We start from the raw sequence: 17156 nt of genomic DNA on the forward strand, positions 1-17156 counted from the left end.
ATCTGTAACAGAATATCCTGATCATCATTTAACAGATAGGTTATTGTTTTGAGCATTCATCATAATTAATGTTCCGGAACAGTTTAAAATATAAATATCAATTTATGATAATTTTGCTCAACTATTCTGTAAGACAATATCCTGATCATCATTTAACAGATAGGTTATTACTTTGAACATTCATCATCATTAATGTTTCGGAACAGTTTAAAATATAAATATCAATTTATGATAATTTTGCTCAACTATTCTGTAAGACAATATCCTGATCATCATTTAACAGAGCTGTAATTCTTGTACCAATTTGAGACATAATATCATGTCCAGATAATTAGTTATAAAAAAACTTTCTCCTTCTTCTCCTGTTGTTATTCTTTCTTCCCTCTTTTCTCCTGACTCCTGACTACTGACTCCTGACTCCTCACAAATGCTTTTCTCCAATATTTTCTATGTATTCCTCCTTTGTTCCCTCCTGACTCCTGACTCCTCACAACAGTTATTTATAAGTATTCAACCGAACATAATATAACGCACCTAAACCAATAGATGAATCAAAAAAATTAACTGTTCAATTGTTTAATAGGTAAACTGAAAATTGCTAAAATCTTAGACACATTTATATCTTCTGCATTTTCAATAACTAACTCCTGATTATTAATAGCCACATTTTGACCAGAAAGTCTCAGAAAACGCCAGATGCGACCAGTTGTAACAGCACCATAAATACTTTCAGTTGTTCTATTTCTTGCTTGGTTAAACCTCTGTGCTGCTACCATTTCCGCAATACATTGACCTAAACCTACGTTTGTACTTTCATTTTTAGCTTCAACAATTGTTATTACTGGAGCTTCTATTTCTAAAGTGAACTCTGAAGCACTCAAAATGTAGTCACAAAACCCATTTAGCCCGCTGGTAATATCGACATTAAAATCTCTGCCAGAAAACAAACTTATTTTACCATCAAATATTTCTCTAATTTCTATCAACAATGGTGCAATAATTAACTCCGTTTGCGGAGCATTCCGTCAGGAAACGAGCTTTTTCAGTATTATTATCAAAAGCAACTTTGAGATTACGTTTCAGAGTCATTTTCAAATATTCACTCGGTTCAACTAACTCTATATTAGGAAACAAATTAACCATATTAATACTAAGGTCAAAAGTAGCTTGAGCTTGATTAATAGTTTTAAAATCACTGTAAGCCATTTTTACATTTTACATAACCATTACAATATTGAATTTTAGCAATAAACCAGATTTGATATGAGATAGATAGTTTATTCTTAACTTTTGCTATTATACCAATTTGATAAATACTTGTTACAAATGGTAGAAGGAAGAAGGGGTAAATTATTAAAAAAGTATATGATTTTCAGCTCTTCATGCTCAAAAAGGAGCGCATTTCAAGCAAGAGTTGGGCAAAAAAATTCTCCCCTACTCCCTACTCCCCTACTCCTCAAAAAATACTTTTTCAGCAAACCCTATTTAATTCTTGTTCCTTATCGAGCACTATTCCCATTCTTTTTTCCTTTTTCCTTCTTAAAATTTTATCTATTGAGGTTATTTTTTTCTTCCAGTTCTTTCACTTCTTTTTCTAGGAAAAAGTTGAGAAAAGTTCTAATTCCAGCAACTGCTGCTAACCTTCCAATATCACTCCAACTTGGAGATATGGCAGTTCCTACTATATCAGCAGCTAACAGAAATTCTAAAGCTAGAACTAGGGAGATACCTAAGTCAAGTCTGATTGTTCCCTCTTGTGCAAAAAGCCTCTTGTTTTTCCGTCTTTTCCACATTTGTGCTAGTGCTTTTAGCACTGCAAAAGCAATAATAAAAACTGCAACTGCCTCAATAAAAATCTTCAGAATAAGTACAAACTCATCTAAAAAATTCTCAGCTAATTCTATTAAATTTATAGCTAGATAAAAACATACAATAGAAGTCATAATTATTCGTTACTACTGCCTCTAAAATTGAGTAAATATTTTAATTTTCTAAGTATATCATGCCAGAAATTAAAAGTCTTGCTACATTCCCTTGAGAGTAGGGAGTAGGCTTAAAAAACATAATATGTTTTGAATTAATGTCGAGAATAGTTATAAACATTGCTGAAGTATTATTATTACTTAATAACTGAAGTTTAATTTATATTCCCCTTATTGTGTAAGAATTTCCTGCGGACTGCTGCGCAAACAGCTATTAGCTGTCATACCATTTCTCAAAAGTTTTGCTACATCTCCTTGGGAATAGGGAGTAGAGAGTAGGGTTCAAAGGCATAAGATATTTTGGATTAATGCTGATAGCTGATAGCTGATGGCTGACGGCTGAATGCTTACCTTATTGCCTGCACTTCGCACTTTAAAACCCAATATCATCCAGAGCAACCTGAGCTGCTTCATATAACTCTTCATCAGACACATATCGCCAGTCTGTATCTCCAATTTCTTGATAAAAAGTCTTGTCATAAGCACGAGTTTGAATAACTACTGGCATTGGTACCGCATGACCTAATACCAAAGCTTGTTGTTTAGAATCCAACTTTGCCAATACAGACCGTAAACTATGACCGCCAGAAACTCCTGTAAAAATAGAATCTATATCCTTATCATCATTTAATAGAGCTGTAATTCTTGTACCAATTTGAGACATAACTTCCGCATCTATCCCAGAAGGTCGCTGGTCTACTACCAATAAAGTCACAAAATATTTCCGCATTTCTCTAGCTATTGTTCCAAAAATAGTTGAACGTACTATCGCAGGGTCGAGAAAACGGTGAGCTTCCTCAATAGTTATAACTAATGGTTGAGGGCGATCGCTTGGATTTTTAGAACTCAAAAATTTATCAGCTTTCCGTACATAACTATTATGAATTCTGCGAGTAATCATATTAGCAGCTAACATATAAGAAAGCATATTCGACTGGGAACCAAATTCAATAATAACGTGTTTACCAGCATCCAAAGATTCTAAAATTTCTTCAATATAATTATTAGTATTTTTGGTCTGCATATATTTCAGATTATCCAGTCGCAATAACTTTCTTTGTAAAGACATTATTGAACCTTTGTGACCCCTTTTCTCATCACAAAATGTTTGGATATCTTCATTAGTCATTTCCAGTAATTGAGCAATCCAAGACTTACCAAATTCACTTCTCAAAATATTTGCACTATCAATACTTGCCTCAGATAAATTTAATTCCCGTTGCACTAACCCAATATCTTCTACCTCAATTTGGTTATAACTTAAATACAATTCTCGTGCATCTCGTACACCTCTACGTTTAGTCGCTTCTGGATCGAGAGTCCATAATTCCACTCGTTCTGGAAACAATTGTTTTAAACCTTTTACAGTATTAACTTGTTTTCCTTCCGCCATTGCTTCCCAACCATATTCAGAGTGCATATCAAAAATTAAATTTACAGCAGCTCCTTTACGAATAATCCCAGATAAAAGTAAACGAGTTAGAAAAGATTTACCTGTTCCTGACTTACCAAAAATGCCATTACTTCGTTCTACAAATCTATCTAAATCTAAACAAACAGGTACATCCATATCAATAGGTTTACCTACAGCAAAATTGCGCCGACTCTGGTCATCTTCCCTACCAAAAACCAGACTAAAATCTCTCTCACTTGCGTCAAATACTTGGGAAAAATGGCTAGGAATAGTTTTCACTGGCATTAATTTAATTTCAGCACTGGTTTGAGCTTCAAAAGATGCTAAATTTTCTATAGATTGAGATTTTTTGTTATTGCCATTATCGTTATTAGCGTTGAAATATACTGGGGACTTTTCTGAAGAAATAACTAACATCAACATTGGTGCAAGTTCGATAGTGCCATAAGTACTACCTCCAGCTAAAACAGATTGTAAAAAATCATCTGTAGGTAAAGGAGGATTAATCATTATTCGTTCACTGGATGTTCCTAATAAAACATCAGTTAGCATACAAAAAAAGTGAACGCGTACTCCTTTTACTACCAAAAATTTACCAACCCGCATATCTTCTACTAATATGTCTGGATGTAGTCGTACTTCTAATCCTTGACTGAGAGAACCTTGAATTACTGAACCTAATGGTTGTTCAAAATCCATATAAATTACTTCATTACTTTAGAATGCTATATCAAGTTATACCATTTTTATTAGCTATTGAGAGTAATTAAATGAAAGTAGAGATCTGCTATTCTCCACTCAAGGTAAACTGTCAAATCTCCAAACTATACTCCCAACGACAAGAACTTAACTTTTTGAAATGATTGAAAATTTCAAGTTATAGCAGTCTCAGACAACGCCAGATTTTTCCTTACCGATGAAAATGAAAATTACTACCGGAGGGGTGGGATGAATATAATACCAATTCCCATGCATTAGTGCTATAGTTGGGCAATACTTCAGTTGTCAACTAATCAGCACAAGCAGTTAGCACTTTTTTGTTAATTTTAGCCTGCGAAACGTGTTATATCATGTCCGGATAATTAGTTATAAAAAAACTTTCTCCTTCAACTCCAGTTCTTCTTCTTTCTTCCCTCTTTCCCCCTGACTCCTGACTTCCCCTCCTGGGAGGGGCGAGGGGTGGGTTGACTCCTCAGGACTCCGTAGTTATTTATTTATCACTGTTCAAGCGGACATGATATTAATTATTCTGTAAGCATTCAGCTATTAGCAGTCAGTTGTCAGCTCTCATAAGGAGGTTTAAATAGAATATAGACTGTTTCAAGCTTTTAGGCGTAAGTATAAATTCTGGCACTACTTAGCAAAGTTTTATCTAAAACTAAAAGCAATAGCTGACAGCTAGAATGCTTACATTATTCTGATGTTTGCTTCTCCCCCACTCACTCTCCCACTTCCCCTCCTGGGAGGGGTTAGGGGTAACTCACCTGCTCAACAAAATGTAGAAAAGTTTTTGAGAAATGGTATAAGTGGGGTAGGCATCCTGCCTGCTGTGAAAATATAAGGAATGGGCATCTTGCCCATTCCACAAAACTATTAAAATCATCCCACATTTATGCAATACCTATAAATAATATCAAATCCGTTCGGGTTCGGTATAACGAAATGTTCCATCTCCAACCATTACCAAATATCTCCCCATCTCCCCATCTCCCCATCTCCCCATCTCCCCATCTCCCCATCTCCCCATCTCCCCATCTCCCCATCTCCCCATCTCCCCATCTCCCCATCTCCCCATCTCCCCATCTCCCCATCTCCCCATCTCCGTGTCCTCAAGAACCCGCATCTCCCCATCTCCCCATCTAATTACACCGATGCTACCGGATTTGAGATAAGCTATTTAAACAGGATTTAGCTTATGGTGAAACCGTATTTAACCAGATTTTTAATTGGCATAATGCAAGTACTCAAAAGTTCGTAATTCCTCTACTTCACTTGTGGAAAATCTCTACTTTAATAATCTTATACAGTTAGCACATTTTTATCTCAATATTTTTCTGATAGTAAAAATCTATAAACTGATATTTCGGTAAATTTTTGATGATATATATCACTATCCAGTTTATTATTTGTCACAGTTATATTTTTGCGGACAAGAGTTAATAGAAGTTGTATCTATAAGTATGGATTTTAATGTGAGGAGATTAATCAAAATGAATAATAATACATCTAAAGAAGCACAACAAACTTCCAAAAATTATAACAAAGAACAGATGAATGCCATCGCTCAAGCTATGATTGTCAGTTTTGCTTGGTCTTGGGCAGATTTATTACAGGAAAATAAGAATAAAAACAACAATACTATTGGAAAAACTGCTTCATAACTAAATATTCTTTTTGGTAAAAAAAATATTTCTCATAGTAGTAGTGCAAGTATTTTCAGACAGATGAATACAATATGTCAGAAGTCAAAACAAGCCAAATCAAATTAGTTTTATCGAAAAAAAAATTGTGGCTTAAAACCCCTATTTTAAGGGGGATAAAAAGAAAAAACTTCCTTTGAGTCAATCCTCTTCTTTTCAAGGAGAGGTAATTATTAATTATTAATTATTAATTATTAATTATTGAATAACCCACCTAATCTTATTTTGAGGTGGGGACTATACTCAACATTTTTTTAAATTAGCCTTGCATCCTTAACCGATCTTTTCTATTAAGTGCTTCTTGGTAATCAGGCTTAATTTCCAAAGCTATATTGTAAGAACTAACTGCTTCTTGAATATATCCTAATTTTTCCAAAATTAATCCTCTTTTAAACCATATTTGATGATTACCTGGTCTTAAAGAAACTATTTGGTCGTAGGCAGCGATCGCTTCTTCATACTGCTCTAATTTCTCCATAATCGTAGCTAGTTCTGACCAAGCTTGATAATTATTAGGCCAAATCTTAATAGCTCGATTATAACTCATAGCAGCCTCTCGATCATTTCCCATTTTTGCTAAACATAATCCTCGTTGTAACCAAGCATCAAAATTATGAGACTGTTTTGCTATGACCAAATCATAAGCTGCTATTGCTTGAGAATATTTTTGTAACTTTTCTAAAGCAGCTCCTCTTTGTAAACCTACTTTAGCAACAGAAACTCCTTGTTTCACACTCATTTCTATTACTTTGTCATAAGCGGCTAATGCTGCTTCATACTGCTGGAGTTTTTCTAATGCTTCTCCTCGACAATTCCAAGCTTCTAAAAAATCTGGTTGGGTAGTAATAGCATTACCATAAGCAATAAGAGCTTCATTGTACTTACTAAGTGCCATGAATGCTTTGCCTCGACCCAACCAAGATTCTGGATAATTAGGATTAATTGTAATTGCCTGATTAAAAGATTCTAATGCCTCATCATACTTAAATAAATCTAATAAAGTATGACCACGACTAATCCAACCTTCCGGTAAATTAGCATTAAGATTAATTGCTTTATCAAAACAAGCAATTCCTCCTTCTTTCCAATGATTTTTTAAAGCTAATCCTTTATAAAACCAAGCTTCATAATCATCTGGATTTAATTTAATTACTTTATTAAAAGAAGAGACAGAATCGTGATATTTATGTAGTTTACTTTGAGCAATTCCTCGGTTAAACCAAGCTAAATAATTATCAGGTTGTAATTCTATTGCATGGTCGTAACTAGCTACTGCTTCAGCATAACGAAAAGTTTCAACTAAAGCTAATCCTCTATTTAACCAAATATGGTAATTATCAGGTTGCAATTTTACAGCACAATCATAAGCAGCTAATGCTTCAGCATATTTTTTTACATTTAATAAAGCTTGACCTTGAGCATACCAAATTTCTCCCATCATCGGTTGTATTTTCAGTGCTTTTTTATAACAGTGGATAGCAGCTTGATACTGTTTAAAATCAGCTAAAATAATACCTTTATTGTACCAGAGTTCATAATTATTTTGGTTGACTTTTATTCCTTTGTTAAAGCAAATTATCGCTTCTTCATACTGCTTTAAATTAGATAATACAACACCGTAACAATTCCAAGCTTCATCATCATTTGACTTGATAGATAGCGATCGCTTATAAGCCTCTATTGCTTGTTCATATTTTTGTAGTTTATAGAAACTATGAGCGAGTTTTAACCAACCTATAGCCCAGTCTGGCTTAATTTTAACGGCATTTTCGTAGTAGGATATAGCTGACTCATATCTGCCCATGTTATACATTCTGTTGCCACGGTCATACTCTGGAAATGCAGAAAATATGCTAAAAATTCCGTTAGACACGGAGATGCTTTGGCTATTAGTATTGTCTAATGTTGTTAAAAATGTCAATTTTTGGGATGATTGAAAATCAGTTTTGGTCATAATTTTTTTCCCTTGAGCTTGATAGAGTCTATCTGAAAATAGTATTATATAATGCAGAAAGAAGAAGGAAGAAACAAAAAAGAAAAATCCTGGCGTTGTCTGAGTTTTAAGCTTTTGATATGTCAGTTCAAATCCGGTTGAATACTTATTATATACTTGGGGAATATGGGGAGATAGGCAAGTAGAGAGATTGAAGGCTTGAAATAATTATAGAATTATGAACATATACTGTATAACCGGATTTTATATCAAATTACAGTAATAGAAGTTTCCAATAATAAAAAATCAAATCAATTATCCCACAGAAATTATCAATTCTTTCTCCCTGCTCCCTGCTTCCTACTCCCTCTTTTCTGGAGAGGTCTAATACCAATTAGATAAATTTTTGCTACAAATAGCTAGGCTATTTCTTAGGAGTCAGGAGTCAGGAGGACCGAGTCGTATGGGAATAGTTTCAATAGCAGTTTTGAGCTAATAAATTCTATTTTTCTCTTGGTGCGCGTTCCCTCTCTTGGTCAGCATTCCCTTGCGTCTGACGCCGACGCGGGGTCTGACCGCAAGCGAGCTGGCGTCGTCGCGGGGTCGCACCGCTTTGTCAAAGGGAGACCTCCTGCATTTGTCTTTTTCTCACGCTTATTATTCGTAACATTCTTTTTTCAAAATGGTCTAATGGCGACTGCTATAGATTCAATGCAAGACCAATATGGAATAGTAAAATTTCTAGCAATACTAAAAAACCTTAAGAGTTTAGTATGCTCTACTGACTACTAAATTTGAATTGAAGTGAAGTTGTTTAACTGGATTTGAGATAACAGAACTTACGCACAACCTACCACTTATGGTAGGAGTTAACCACCATTAACCCCTACAAATAGTGTATAATTTAATCTTCTGCATAAGTACTGAGAACATCAAGATCGAAAACAAAGGAGGATTTGAGCAAAGTTTCACTACAAAAGAAAAAAACAGGGTTAGATATGGCGTTTGCTAGGGCACAACTACGTTAATGTGGAGCGTTGCGTCAGTAGTATCATCCATCAAATTGTGATAAAATTTTTATAGAAAAACATGATAATGATGTTACCTGCGATTCTATACTTGGCCAAGGGACAACATCTGTAACTATTTAACCAACACTTTAGCATACTATATATATTATTTTTGTTCAATCTGGTTATCATCAGAAAAACTAATCAAATTCATATATAATATTTATACTTGTGAATAGTTAAGACGCGACAATTAGCTCAATTGGTGTAACAATCAAATAGGTGACAAAAACAGGTTAGTTATTATCCACTTTTAAATAAAGAGCTTAAAAATATAACTAACCTATTTTTAGGTAAATTTATTTGCCTCAGCAATCTTAGATGTTCCTTTATGTTGTTCTGAAAATTGGAACTAGAGACTTTAAGTAGTAGGTCTCTCAAAAATATTACTGTCGCTCATTTGGCGTTGCTGATTCTGGATATAATTTTGCCCCCCTAGCCCCCCAATTTTGGGTGTAATAAAACTCTAAAAGTCCCCCAAAATTGGGGGATTTAGGGGGCTTGACCAGAACCAAACAATCGCTGATTCATACTTCAATTCAGCAATGCCGCTCATTTTAATCTAGGGGTAGGACATCACCTCTGTCAAAATTGCGGTCAGGGTTTTCCGGGCTGAAGAATCTCGTGTTGTCGCGTAAGTGCAACGTCGGGAATATGTCAAACTTGTTGATGCCATAAATAAAGAAGTTAGTCTGAAAACTTCTGCTGTTGAGGACAGTAAAAATCCCCTGCAGCATCCTCTGGCTATTTGCAATCAACCTCTCTGGTTGCTTAAACCTCTCCACATTAGTGTGTGGGGAAAATTTGTACTGGAAAATCAAAAGTTAATATCTTGAAGAAGTAGTCAGGAGTCAGGTAGAGAAGTTGTTGGATCGGTGAGGTACAAAAGTCAGTAGAATGCGGTCTATGGAATTCTCACCCCACCAAGAGTATTTGTACCCTGTAGACAGTGAGGTACTAAACCCATAAGGAAAAGATAATTAATATCATATCCAGTAGCATCAGAGCGTGTATAAAATAAGGTAGCAATGGGAAAAAACCTTCTGCCTTTTCGTTTGTCATGCTGCGCAAATAGCATAAGCGCCTTCCTTCTACCAAAATCTAATTACTCAACCGGGCATGATATAACTTTTGACTTTTGCCCATCAGTTGATAATGACTATTCACATCTTACCTTTCCGGTAAAGTAAAAAAATAAACTGTAGAACTCTTATAGAGAGTCTTTAGACCTATGCAAAATCTAGTAAAAACAGGGGCGTGGATGAAACCCCAAACTATTAACATTCTAAATGCTATGACTACTCGTATGTATACTACAGTACCTAAATTTACGCCATTAAAACCTTTGCGACAATGGCTAGACCATATAGAAATTAATAACCCCAAATTAGCCAAATTTCTGTGTAAATTAATTCCCAGTCAGTGCCCCTTTGAGCGTGATATCACTTTTTTTGGTCATATCTTGTTTCATATTCCTCCCATGTGCAAACTCAACCCTCTTTATGATGAATTAATTGGTTTGAGATTTAGAGCTTTGTGTTATTTAGCGGATGTTTGTGGAGAAGATGTAACCTCATACTGCTAGTCTGGGGAACAATAATGGGACTCATTGCCACTGCTTTTCATATTGGCGATAGCTCAAAAGGTAAAGCTTTCCCAGTTAAGAATTAATCAATTGAAATCAACTTTTATTTTATGGGAAAGCTATGAGGTACATTACCGAATAATTAAGGTTTAAAACCCCTCCTTTAAAGGAGAAACAAGAAAGATTTTTCCTTTGAGTCAATCCTCTTCTTTTTAATAATTATTAATTATTAATTATTAATTATTAAATGTAGCTAAATTCCAACTACAGACATTAATAATCCCTTAAATAATTTGATGCCATCTGTATCGCCTAACATTGGGTCTGATGCTCTCTCTGGATGAGGCATCATTCCCAACACATTGCCTTGACGGTTGCAGACTCCAGCAATATTATTAACAGAACCATTGGGATTAGCTACTTGACTAATTTCACCATTCTCTGTGCAGTAACGAAATAAAATTTGACCATTATTGTCTAATTCTTGCAACGTTTCTGCATCAGCATAATAACGACCTTCACCATGAGCTATTGGTAAACGAATTACTTCTCCTTTTTGATAATCAGAAGTCCAAGGAGTATCAGAGTTTTCTACTTTGACCGGAACTCGATCACAAATAAAATTTAATTGCTGATTTCTGACTAATGCTCCTGGCAACAGTCCTATTTCTGTCAATATCTGGAAACCATTACAAATGCCTAAGACTAACTTACCTTTTTGGGCATGAGCAACAGTTGCTGCCATGACTGGAGAAAAACGAGCGATCGCTCCGCATCTGAGATAGTCGCCATAACTGAAACCTCCAGGGATAACTATTACATCTAGACTGGAAATATCTTCTTCTTGATGCCAAACCATGCGAGTTGGTTGATCTAATAAACTTTGAGTTACCCAAGCTACATCCCGATCGCAGTTGGAACCGGGAAACACAATAATACCAAATTTCATATTAATTTAATTTCAATTATCGTTTCTATACTCCGAAGGGTAATACCAATTACCATGCATTAATGCTTAACTTAGATAGCACTTCAATTATGAAGTAATTAACACAAACAGGATCGCCTTTTTGATAATTAGCACCCTAAGAGTGCATTAATTATTATATTATTATGTTTACCAATGGATAATTTATAATTTATAATTTATACCCAAAAGTTTAAAGCCTCTCCTTTTAAGGAGAAAAAAGAAATCAGATTTCCTGATATTCAATTCTGTAAAGGTTAAAACCCGAGGTAATTATCTATTATTCATTATCCATTAATGAACACCTTCTTTGATAGTTTCCATTAAATCAAAACGATAATTTTCAATGACAGGATTAGCTAATAGTCGATCGCAGATTAATTCTAGTTGTTCCTTAGCTGTTGCTTCATCAGTTGCCTGAAGCATCAACTCAATATATTTACCAATTCTAATTTGCTCTACATTGTCATATCCCATTTGTGCCAACCCAGATTTAACTGCAGTACCAGCAGGGTCTAAAACAGATGGTCTTAGGGTAACATATATATGTGCCTGATATTGTTTTGTCACGTGATTAAAAAATTTTAGATTTCAACTGAACACGTTTAGATATTATCAGTTAAGTTATATTTATAGTTAACAAAATTGGCCATGAAATCCAATCGTACCCGGTCTCAAGAGCGTATTTTGAAGCTATTAAAAATCCAGAAGCGATCGCTATCTGCTCAGGATATTTATTCAGCACTGCGCGGATGTGACCAACCTCTGGGATTAGCAACAGTCTATCGTTCTTTAGATGCCCTCAAACAAGAAGGGGTAGTGATTGTCCGGACTTTGGCCAATGGCGAATCTGTGTATAGTTCCTTAGAGCAAGCCCAACATCATTTGACCTGTGTAAAATGTGGGACTTCTATTCCGATTAATGAATGTCCTGTCCATAATTTAGAAAATAAATTACAGAAGTCCCACAGCTTTAAGATTTTTTATCACACTTTAGAGTTTTTTGGACTTTGTGACCAATGCACTTTAACTTGAAGAAGGAGTCATTTCAGTTATCAGTTATCAGTACCTCTGCCTAAAGTATTGGGATTAAAATATTGAACTTGATTTCTTACCCGTCCCCTTGAAATAGGAGGCTATTGACCTTATTTTTTTGTCAGAAGACAGTAGACAAAATCAATTACATGGAGATTTAAACCCCAAACAATTGTAGACACTGCGGGTGATGTGGGGATTTATACCCCATAAAGCTTCCAGCCAGGAGCCAGCTCCGATGAGCAAAGCCCAAAAATTCTAAGGTTCAAAAGCTTGTACAATCACCTTTCTTCCCTCTCTTGGTGCGCATTCCCTTGCGTCTGACGCCGACGCGGGGTCGCACCGCTTCTGCCTCCTGCCTTCTGCCTCCTGCCTCCTTGTTGCTGAGTGCTGAGTGCTCCTTTAACTATTAACTGAATTTTTGCCATCTGCCACAATAGAACGCATACCTTCTAAGGTTGCTGGAATATTGCGGGGGTCCATGAACATAACTTTACTACTGTCACTACTACCAATTTTCTGACCCATATCCAAATAATTTTGAGCCAATAAAAATTGGAGTGCTTCTTTAGCATTGGGGTCTTTATGGAGAATTTTGGCAATAATTGCTAATGCTTCAGAAGTTGCAGAAGCTCTTAATACTTGAGATTGACGTTCGGCTTGAGCTTTAAGTACAATTGCTTTTTGTTGTGCTTCTGCTTCTAAAATAGTTGCTTTTTGACGAGCTTCGGCATCAAGGACTTGTGATTCGGCTTTACCTCTGGCAGAGTTAATTGCAGAATCTCTTTCCCCTTCTGAAGTTAAAATTGCTGCCCGTTTTTGTCGCTCCGCAGTCATCTGTAATTCCATAGAATCTTGCACTGCTTTTGAAGGGCTAATATCTCGTAATTCTACCCTAGTTACTTTCACTCCCCAAGGGTCAGTAGCTATGTCTAATTCTCTGAGAAGAACTTCATTAATTTCCGTGCGAGCTGTAAAGGTTTGGTCTAATTCTAATTTACCCATTTCTGCCCGAATTTGAGTTAGAACTAGATTAGTCATTGCAGATTTGAGATTTTCTACTTTGTAGTAGGCTTTTTCCAAATCCATAATCCGCCAATAAACCACAGCATCTACACTAATTGCTACGTTATCTCTAGTAATACATGGCTGAGGTGGAATATCTAATACTTTTTCTCGAATTGTTTCTTGATAAGAGATTCTATCTAAAAATGGGATAACAAATTTCAAACCAGCATCTAATTTTCTGCCATTATATTTACCTAAAGTTTCTACTAAAGCTTCATTTCCTTGATTAATAACTTTGACACTTCCGGCTAAACCTGAACCACCTAAAGCTAAAAAGACTAATAAAAAAAACTGTTCCATTTTTAATCTCCTAATTATCTAATTAGTTATTATTTCAATTGACTTTGGTTAGGAAGATAAACTGAAGAATTTAATAGGTTTTCTGGCAATACAAATAAAGTATTACCTTCACGTCTAACGACAATAACTTTTTCATTAGCAGCGATCGTGCTACTTTCATCGTCACATTTTGCCCGCCAAGAATTACCTTCATAAATTACTCGACCAGGCTGGCCCGGTAATATTTCTGTTAAAGTTTCTGCCTCCTGAGCATCAGCAATAGTCGCCACGGTATGATTGGGCAACAGGCGACGGAAGCCAAGAATAGAAGCCACAGAAAAAATCATCCACAAGGCCACTTGTACGCTAATACTAGGAATTAAGAGGGACACTCCTGCCACAATAAAGGCACTTAGTCCCATCATGAATTCAACAAAGGCTGTGGGTACGAGGAGTTCTAAAAAACAAAGAATTGCCCCAGCCAGTAACCAAAATATCGTTGGATTTAATAGCATGGATAAATGGGAGTGGTGAGGTTAACTCGCTATCAGCTTTTAACATTTCCGTACCGGAATGCTCCACAAACAGCTAGCCTCCTTGGGAGGAACTACAGTTAACAGCTTTTTGCAGATCTGGGTAAAAATCCCCGGCAAGTATTGCGCCAGATGGTTTAGGAGGGGTTGAAATCCCCTTCTCGCAGGTTAAAAAAATGATCAAAGCTGAGTGCTGATTGCTGAGTGCTGACCGCTTCTTTAAATTTATGACAGATTTTTCAGTAAAATTACTGTAATTTGGTGTCATTACTACCTAAAATTATTTCTTGACAAATTGTCAAGTATATAATTAGTTTATTCTGAAATTTATGAAGATAACTTCTATCTCAACATATCTTTGCGTCTTGACACAAAGAAAGTCAGTTTGGAACCCTCCTAAATTATTCATCAACACCGAAAAAAACAATTCCTTATAGAAATTCTCAAATTAATATTTTTAGTATATTTTTTTTATTTTTTCTGTGGCGGGTTTAATACTCCATCGTCTACACGGTGCTTAAAATTGTTTTTTGAATCCCCATGGAATTTTCCCTTCTGCCTTCTGCCTTCTGCCTTTTTAAATTTTTATTTTAACTCTTGACTTAATAAAATGTCTTCTACCCCACTAATTCATTGCCCAAATATTAACTGCCCTCATCCGGCCAATTCCTGGGGTCGCCAAGAGTGCGAAGCTTGCCAAACTCACCTAATCTATCGCTATTTATGGGCGGTTGATGCCGGAGTGGAGATTCCTGTTGGGGAGTTACTGGGCGATCGCTACTATGTTGTAGCTCCACAAGTTTGGCTGGATACTAAACCTGCTCAACCTCCTTTTATGTATGAGGAGTTACCAGATAATATAACGCCATATTTACATTTATATCCCTATAAACTCCATACACCAGGGGTATATGGTTTTTATCAATATGGAGAAGAAGCTTATCCTACCGATATTCTGTTGTTAGACAACGTCCCTCTAGACTCTCAAGGTCAGTTGTTTCCTGCTTTTGTAGAGGCTTGGCCTATAGCAACTCCTGTACGTCAAGTTTACTGGTTATGGCAAATGATGCAGTTATGGAAACCTTTATCAAAAGAGCGCATGGCTTTCAGTCTTTTGACAAATAGTTTAAGGGTCGAAGGTTGGCGGTTACGACTGTTAGAGTTGGACTTACAAAACCGGAACACTAAACATAGAGATTTAAGGATTTTTTGGTCTAATTTGATTCCTACTGCTCATCCTCATATCCAACAGCCATTACAAGAAATTTGTCAGATGATTGGGGATATTGGGGAATCTCTAGAGGCGATCGCCCCTAAATTGAACCAACTTCTATTGGAACAGGCGGCACAATTACCATTAAATGCGGAAATATTAGGGTCTACGGATACTGGGCCTGTGCGTCTCCATAATGAAGATTGTTGTTATCCAACGGAACAAGATTTAGTTAGTAAGCAGTTAGTCCCTCATTTAGCAATGATTTGTGATGGGGTAGGTGGCCATGATGGCGGAGAGGTAGCTAGTCAATTAGCAGTACAGTCCATTAAAAGATTAGTTCAAAATCTGTTGACAGAAGTAGCCCAACAACAGGATTTAACATCACCAGATTTGGTAATGAAACAACTTGAGGAAATTATTCGGGTAGTCAATAACATGATTGCCACTGAGAATAATGAACAAGGAAGAGAGTCCCGACAACGTATGGGCACAACATTAGTTATGGCGCTACAGTTGCCTCAACAGGTAAAATTTTCTCCACAATCAAATCCGAATAATGCCCATGAATTGTATATAGCTAATTTGGGAGATAGTCGTGCTTATTGGCTAACTAAAAATAGTTGTCAATTGTTGACTGTGGATGATGATGTGGCTTCTAGAGAGACGCGTCTTGGTCATTGTCTGTATTGGCAAGCATTGCAACGTCGTGATGCGGGTGCCCTGACTCAGGCTCTTGGTACGAGGGATGGGGAGTTTATTCGGCCAACTATTCAAAGATTTTTGATTGAAGAAGAGGGCCTATTGCTATTATGCTCGGATGGCCTGAGTGATAATGATTGGGTTGAGAAGTCTTGGACTGAGTATACTCCCAAGATTTTTCGAGGTGAATTTTCTCTTAAGCAGGCGGTTGAGTATCTGATTGAGTTGGCGAATCAGAAAAATGGTCATGATAATACTTCAGTGGTGCTTGCCCACTATCGCCTTTCTCCAGAACAGTTGGTTTTATTGAATAATCCTACAGCAAAACCTTTGGAAAAGGAAGTAATGCCAGAATTATCTGAGGCTTCTAAAGCACTTCTTTATAGTGATGATGATAATGAAGTGTCGCAGCTGAAATCTGAAGTTGACCTCGACTCTGACCCTAATTCTGAGGTGGAGGCTATGCCAAGTTCTTCAGGGTTAAAGCCCTGGATGTTTATGGTTGGTTTATTGTTGATATTGTTTGTAGGGGCAGTCGTAGCGGTGTGGCGGAATTGGGAAAATTTTCGCTCACCTAATGATGCTCCTGCATCTTGGGAAAGTCCAATAATACCTGAGCCTTCGGAAGTTCCTGTTTCTCCAGATTCTTAATTTTTAATTTTGGACTTATCGCTGATATATAATCCGGTTAAACAGTTATAGAATGCTTAAGTCTTTAGGAGTCAGTCCTCAGGGGTCAGGAGTAGAGAGAATCACAAAAATTTAGTAGTTATGACGATTAAAGATTTTTTGTATCTCCAATTTCCCAGGATTTGATATGATATGTAATCCGGCTGATTAGTTATTGTATGGGTAGAGGGAGTAGGCAGTAGGCAGTAGGGGAGAGTCCTTATTAAATTGACGTGACTTTAGGGTTGGTTTTATGAAAGAATAGGGAGATTCTTAAAGCTAGTGT

The 17156-nt window shown here is 36.3% G+C and carries 17 protein-coding genes; 5 read left to right on the forward strand and 12 right to left on the reverse strand.

All coding sequences use genetic code 11. The annotated features are described in order from the left end of the window. Positions 1-276: 276 nt before the first annotated feature. From F6K15_RS10550 to F6K15_RS10575, 6 genes are all read right to left on the reverse strand, one after another. Positions 277-441 carry a hypothetical protein gene (locus F6K15_RS10550; RefSeq protein WP_293060517.1) on the reverse strand — a complete coding sequence of 55 codons (165 nt, stop codon included), beginning with the start codon at positions 439-441 and terminating at the stop codon, positions 277-279. A 119-nt stretch (positions 442-560) separates the two neighbouring features. Continuing rightward, complete coding sequence (locus tag F6K15_RS10555; RefSeq protein ID WP_293060519.1) at positions 561-986, reverse strand: hypothetical protein; 426 nt, start codon at positions 984-986, stop codon at positions 561-563. Continuing rightward, positions 973-1206 carry a hypothetical protein gene (locus tag F6K15_RS10560; protein ID WP_293060521.1) on the reverse strand — a complete coding sequence of 78 codons (234 nt, stop codon included), beginning with the start codon at positions 1204-1206 and terminating at the stop codon, positions 973-975. The genes F6K15_RS10555 and F6K15_RS10560 overlap by 14 nt, the downstream gene beginning before the upstream one ends. Before the next feature lie 341 nt (positions 1207-1547). After that, positions 1548-1943 carry a DUF1622 domain-containing protein gene (locus F6K15_RS10565; RefSeq protein ID WP_293060523.1) on the reverse strand — a complete coding sequence of 132 codons (396 nt, stop codon included), beginning with the start codon at positions 1941-1943 and terminating at the stop codon, positions 1548-1550. 412 nt (positions 1944-2355) lie between these two features. Further along, on the reverse strand, positions 2356-4095 hold the full coding sequence (locus F6K15_RS10570; RefSeq protein ID WP_293060525.1) for an ATP-binding protein: 1740 nt from the start codon (positions 4093-4095) through the stop codon (positions 2356-2358). Between the two features lie 934 nt (positions 4096-5029). After that, entirely contained in the window at positions 5030-5239 is a 210-nt protein-coding gene (locus tag F6K15_RS10575; RefSeq protein ID WP_293060527.1) for a hypothetical protein, read from the reverse strand. Positions 5240-5606: 367 nt separating this feature from the next. Here F6K15_RS10575 and F6K15_RS10580 point away from each other — a divergent pair, with 367 nt between their 5' ends. Continuing rightward, positions 5607-5777 (forward strand): hypothetical protein, encoded by a 171-nt coding sequence (locus tag F6K15_RS10580; protein ID WP_293060529.1) that lies wholly within the window; start codon positions 5607-5609, stop codon positions 5775-5777. Between the two features lie 298 nt (positions 5778-6075). Here the strand turns inward: F6K15_RS10580 and F6K15_RS10585 are convergent, their stop codons facing one another. Beyond that, positions 6076-7770, reverse strand: a complete 1695-nt coding sequence (locus F6K15_RS10585; RefSeq protein ID WP_293060531.1) for a tetratricopeptide repeat protein — start codon at positions 7768-7770, stop codon at positions 6076-6078. Between the two features lie 1687 nt (positions 7771-9457). Here F6K15_RS10585 and F6K15_RS10590 point away from each other — a divergent pair. Continuing rightward, positions 9458-9655: a hypothetical protein gene (locus F6K15_RS10590; protein ID WP_293060533.1), complete on the forward strand. Its 198-nt coding sequence runs from the start codon at positions 9458-9460 to the stop codon at positions 9653-9655. Positions 9656-9723: 68 nt separating this feature from the next. Here the strand turns inward: F6K15_RS10590 and F6K15_RS10595 are convergent, their stop codons facing one another. After that, positions 9724-9897 carry a hypothetical protein gene (locus F6K15_RS10595; RefSeq protein WP_293060535.1) on the reverse strand — a complete coding sequence of 58 codons (174 nt, stop codon included), beginning with the start codon at positions 9895-9897 and terminating at the stop codon, positions 9724-9726. Between the two features lie 216 nt (positions 9898-10113). Between F6K15_RS10595 and F6K15_RS10600 the strand changes: the two genes are divergently transcribed. Continuing rightward, positions 10114-10404 (forward strand): Mo-dependent nitrogenase C-terminal domain-containing protein, encoded by a 291-nt coding sequence (locus tag F6K15_RS10600; protein ID WP_293060837.1) that lies wholly within the window; start codon positions 10114-10116, stop codon positions 10402-10404. Positions 10405-10657: 253 nt separating this feature from the next. Here F6K15_RS10600 and purQ read toward each other — a convergent pair whose 3' ends face one another. Continuing rightward, positions 10658-11353, reverse strand: a complete 696-nt coding sequence (purQ, locus tag F6K15_RS10605; protein WP_293060537.1) for a phosphoribosylformylglycinamidine synthase subunit PurQ — start codon at positions 11351-11353, stop codon at positions 10658-10660. A 312-nt stretch (positions 11354-11665) separates the two neighbouring features. Then, positions 11666-11941: a phosphoribosylformylglycinamidine synthase subunit PurS gene (gene purS / locus F6K15_RS10610; protein ID WP_293060539.1), complete on the reverse strand. Its 276-nt coding sequence runs from the start codon at positions 11939-11941 to the stop codon at positions 11666-11668. Positions 11942-12022: 81 nt separating this feature from the next. Between purS and F6K15_RS10615 the strand changes: the two genes are divergently transcribed. Next, complete coding sequence (locus tag F6K15_RS10615) at positions 12023-12406, forward strand: Fur family transcriptional regulator (protein ID WP_293060541.1); 384 nt, start codon at positions 12023-12025, stop codon at positions 12404-12406. Between the two features lie 402 nt (positions 12407-12808). Here the strand turns inward: F6K15_RS10615 and F6K15_RS10620 are convergent, their stop codons facing one another. Together F6K15_RS10620 and F6K15_RS10625 are read right to left on the reverse strand one after the other, a co-directional pair. Further along, positions 12809-13774, reverse strand: a complete 966-nt coding sequence (locus F6K15_RS10620) for an SPFH domain-containing protein (protein WP_293060543.1) — start codon at positions 13772-13774, stop codon at positions 12809-12811. A 29-nt stretch (positions 13775-13803) separates the two neighbouring features. After that, positions 13804-14268, reverse strand: coding sequence for an NfeD family protein (locus F6K15_RS10625; RefSeq protein ID WP_293060545.1), 465 nt, complete (start codon positions 14266-14268; stop codon positions 13804-13806). Between the two features lie 628 nt (positions 14269-14896). On the opposite strand from F6K15_RS10625, the gene F6K15_RS10630 reads away from it, so the two are divergent. Beyond that, complete coding sequence (locus F6K15_RS10630) at positions 14897-16852, forward strand: PP2C family serine/threonine-protein phosphatase (RefSeq protein ID WP_293060547.1); 1956 nt, start codon at positions 14897-14899, stop codon at positions 16850-16852. Positions 16853-17156 lie beyond the last annotated feature (304 nt).

This window comes from Okeania sp. SIO2B3, from assembly GCF_010672525.1.
Lineage (GTDB): Bacteria > Cyanobacteriota > Cyanobacteriia > Cyanobacteriales > Microcoleaceae > Okeania.

Coding starts and splice junctions, on each gene's coding strand:
- F6K15_RS10560 (WP_293060521.1), bottom strand. CDS start 1,206: ATGGCTTACAGTGATTTTAAAACTATTAATCAAGCTCAAGCTACTTTT.
- F6K15_RS10565 (WP_293060523.1), bottom strand. CDS start 1,943: ATGACTTCTATTGTATGTTTTTATCTAGCTATAAATTTAATAGAATTA.
- F6K15_RS10570 (WP_293060525.1), bottom strand. CDS start 4,095: ATGGATTTTGAACAACCATTAGGTTCAGTAATTCAAGGTTCTCTCAGT.
- F6K15_RS10575 (WP_293060527.1), bottom strand. CDS start 5,239: ATGCGGGTTCTTGAGGACACGGAGATGGGGAGATGGGGAGATGGGGAG.
- F6K15_RS10580 (WP_293060529.1), top strand. CDS start 5,607: ATGAATAATAATACATCTAAAGAAGCACAACAAACTTCCAAAAATTAT.
- F6K15_RS10585 (WP_293060531.1), bottom strand. CDS start 7,770: ATGACCAAAACTGATTTTCAATCATCCCAAAAATTGACATTTTTAACA.
- F6K15_RS10595 (WP_293060535.1), bottom strand. CDS start 9,897: ATGCTATTTGCGCAGCATGACAAACGAAAAGGCAGAAGGTTTTTTCCC.
- F6K15_RS10600 (WP_293060837.1), top strand. CDS start 10,114: ATGACTACTCGTATGTATACTACAGTACCTAAATTTACGCCATTAAAA.
- purQ (WP_293060537.1), bottom strand. CDS start 11,353: ATGAAATTTGGTATTATTGTGTTTCCCGGTTCCAACTGCGATCGGGAT.
- F6K15_RS10615 (WP_293060541.1), top strand. CDS start 12,023: ATGAAATCCAATCGTACCCGGTCTCAAGAGCGTATTTTGAAGCTATTA.
- F6K15_RS10620 (WP_293060543.1), bottom strand. CDS start 13,774: ATGGAACAGTTTTTTTTATTAGTCTTTTTAGCTTTAGGTGGTTCAGGT.
- F6K15_RS10625 (WP_293060545.1), bottom strand. CDS start 14,268: ATGCTATTAAATCCAACGATATTTTGGTTACTGGCTGGGGCAATTCTT.
- F6K15_RS10630 (WP_293060547.1), top strand. CDS start 14,897: ATGTCTTCTACCCCACTAATTCATTGCCCAAATATTAACTGCCCTCAT.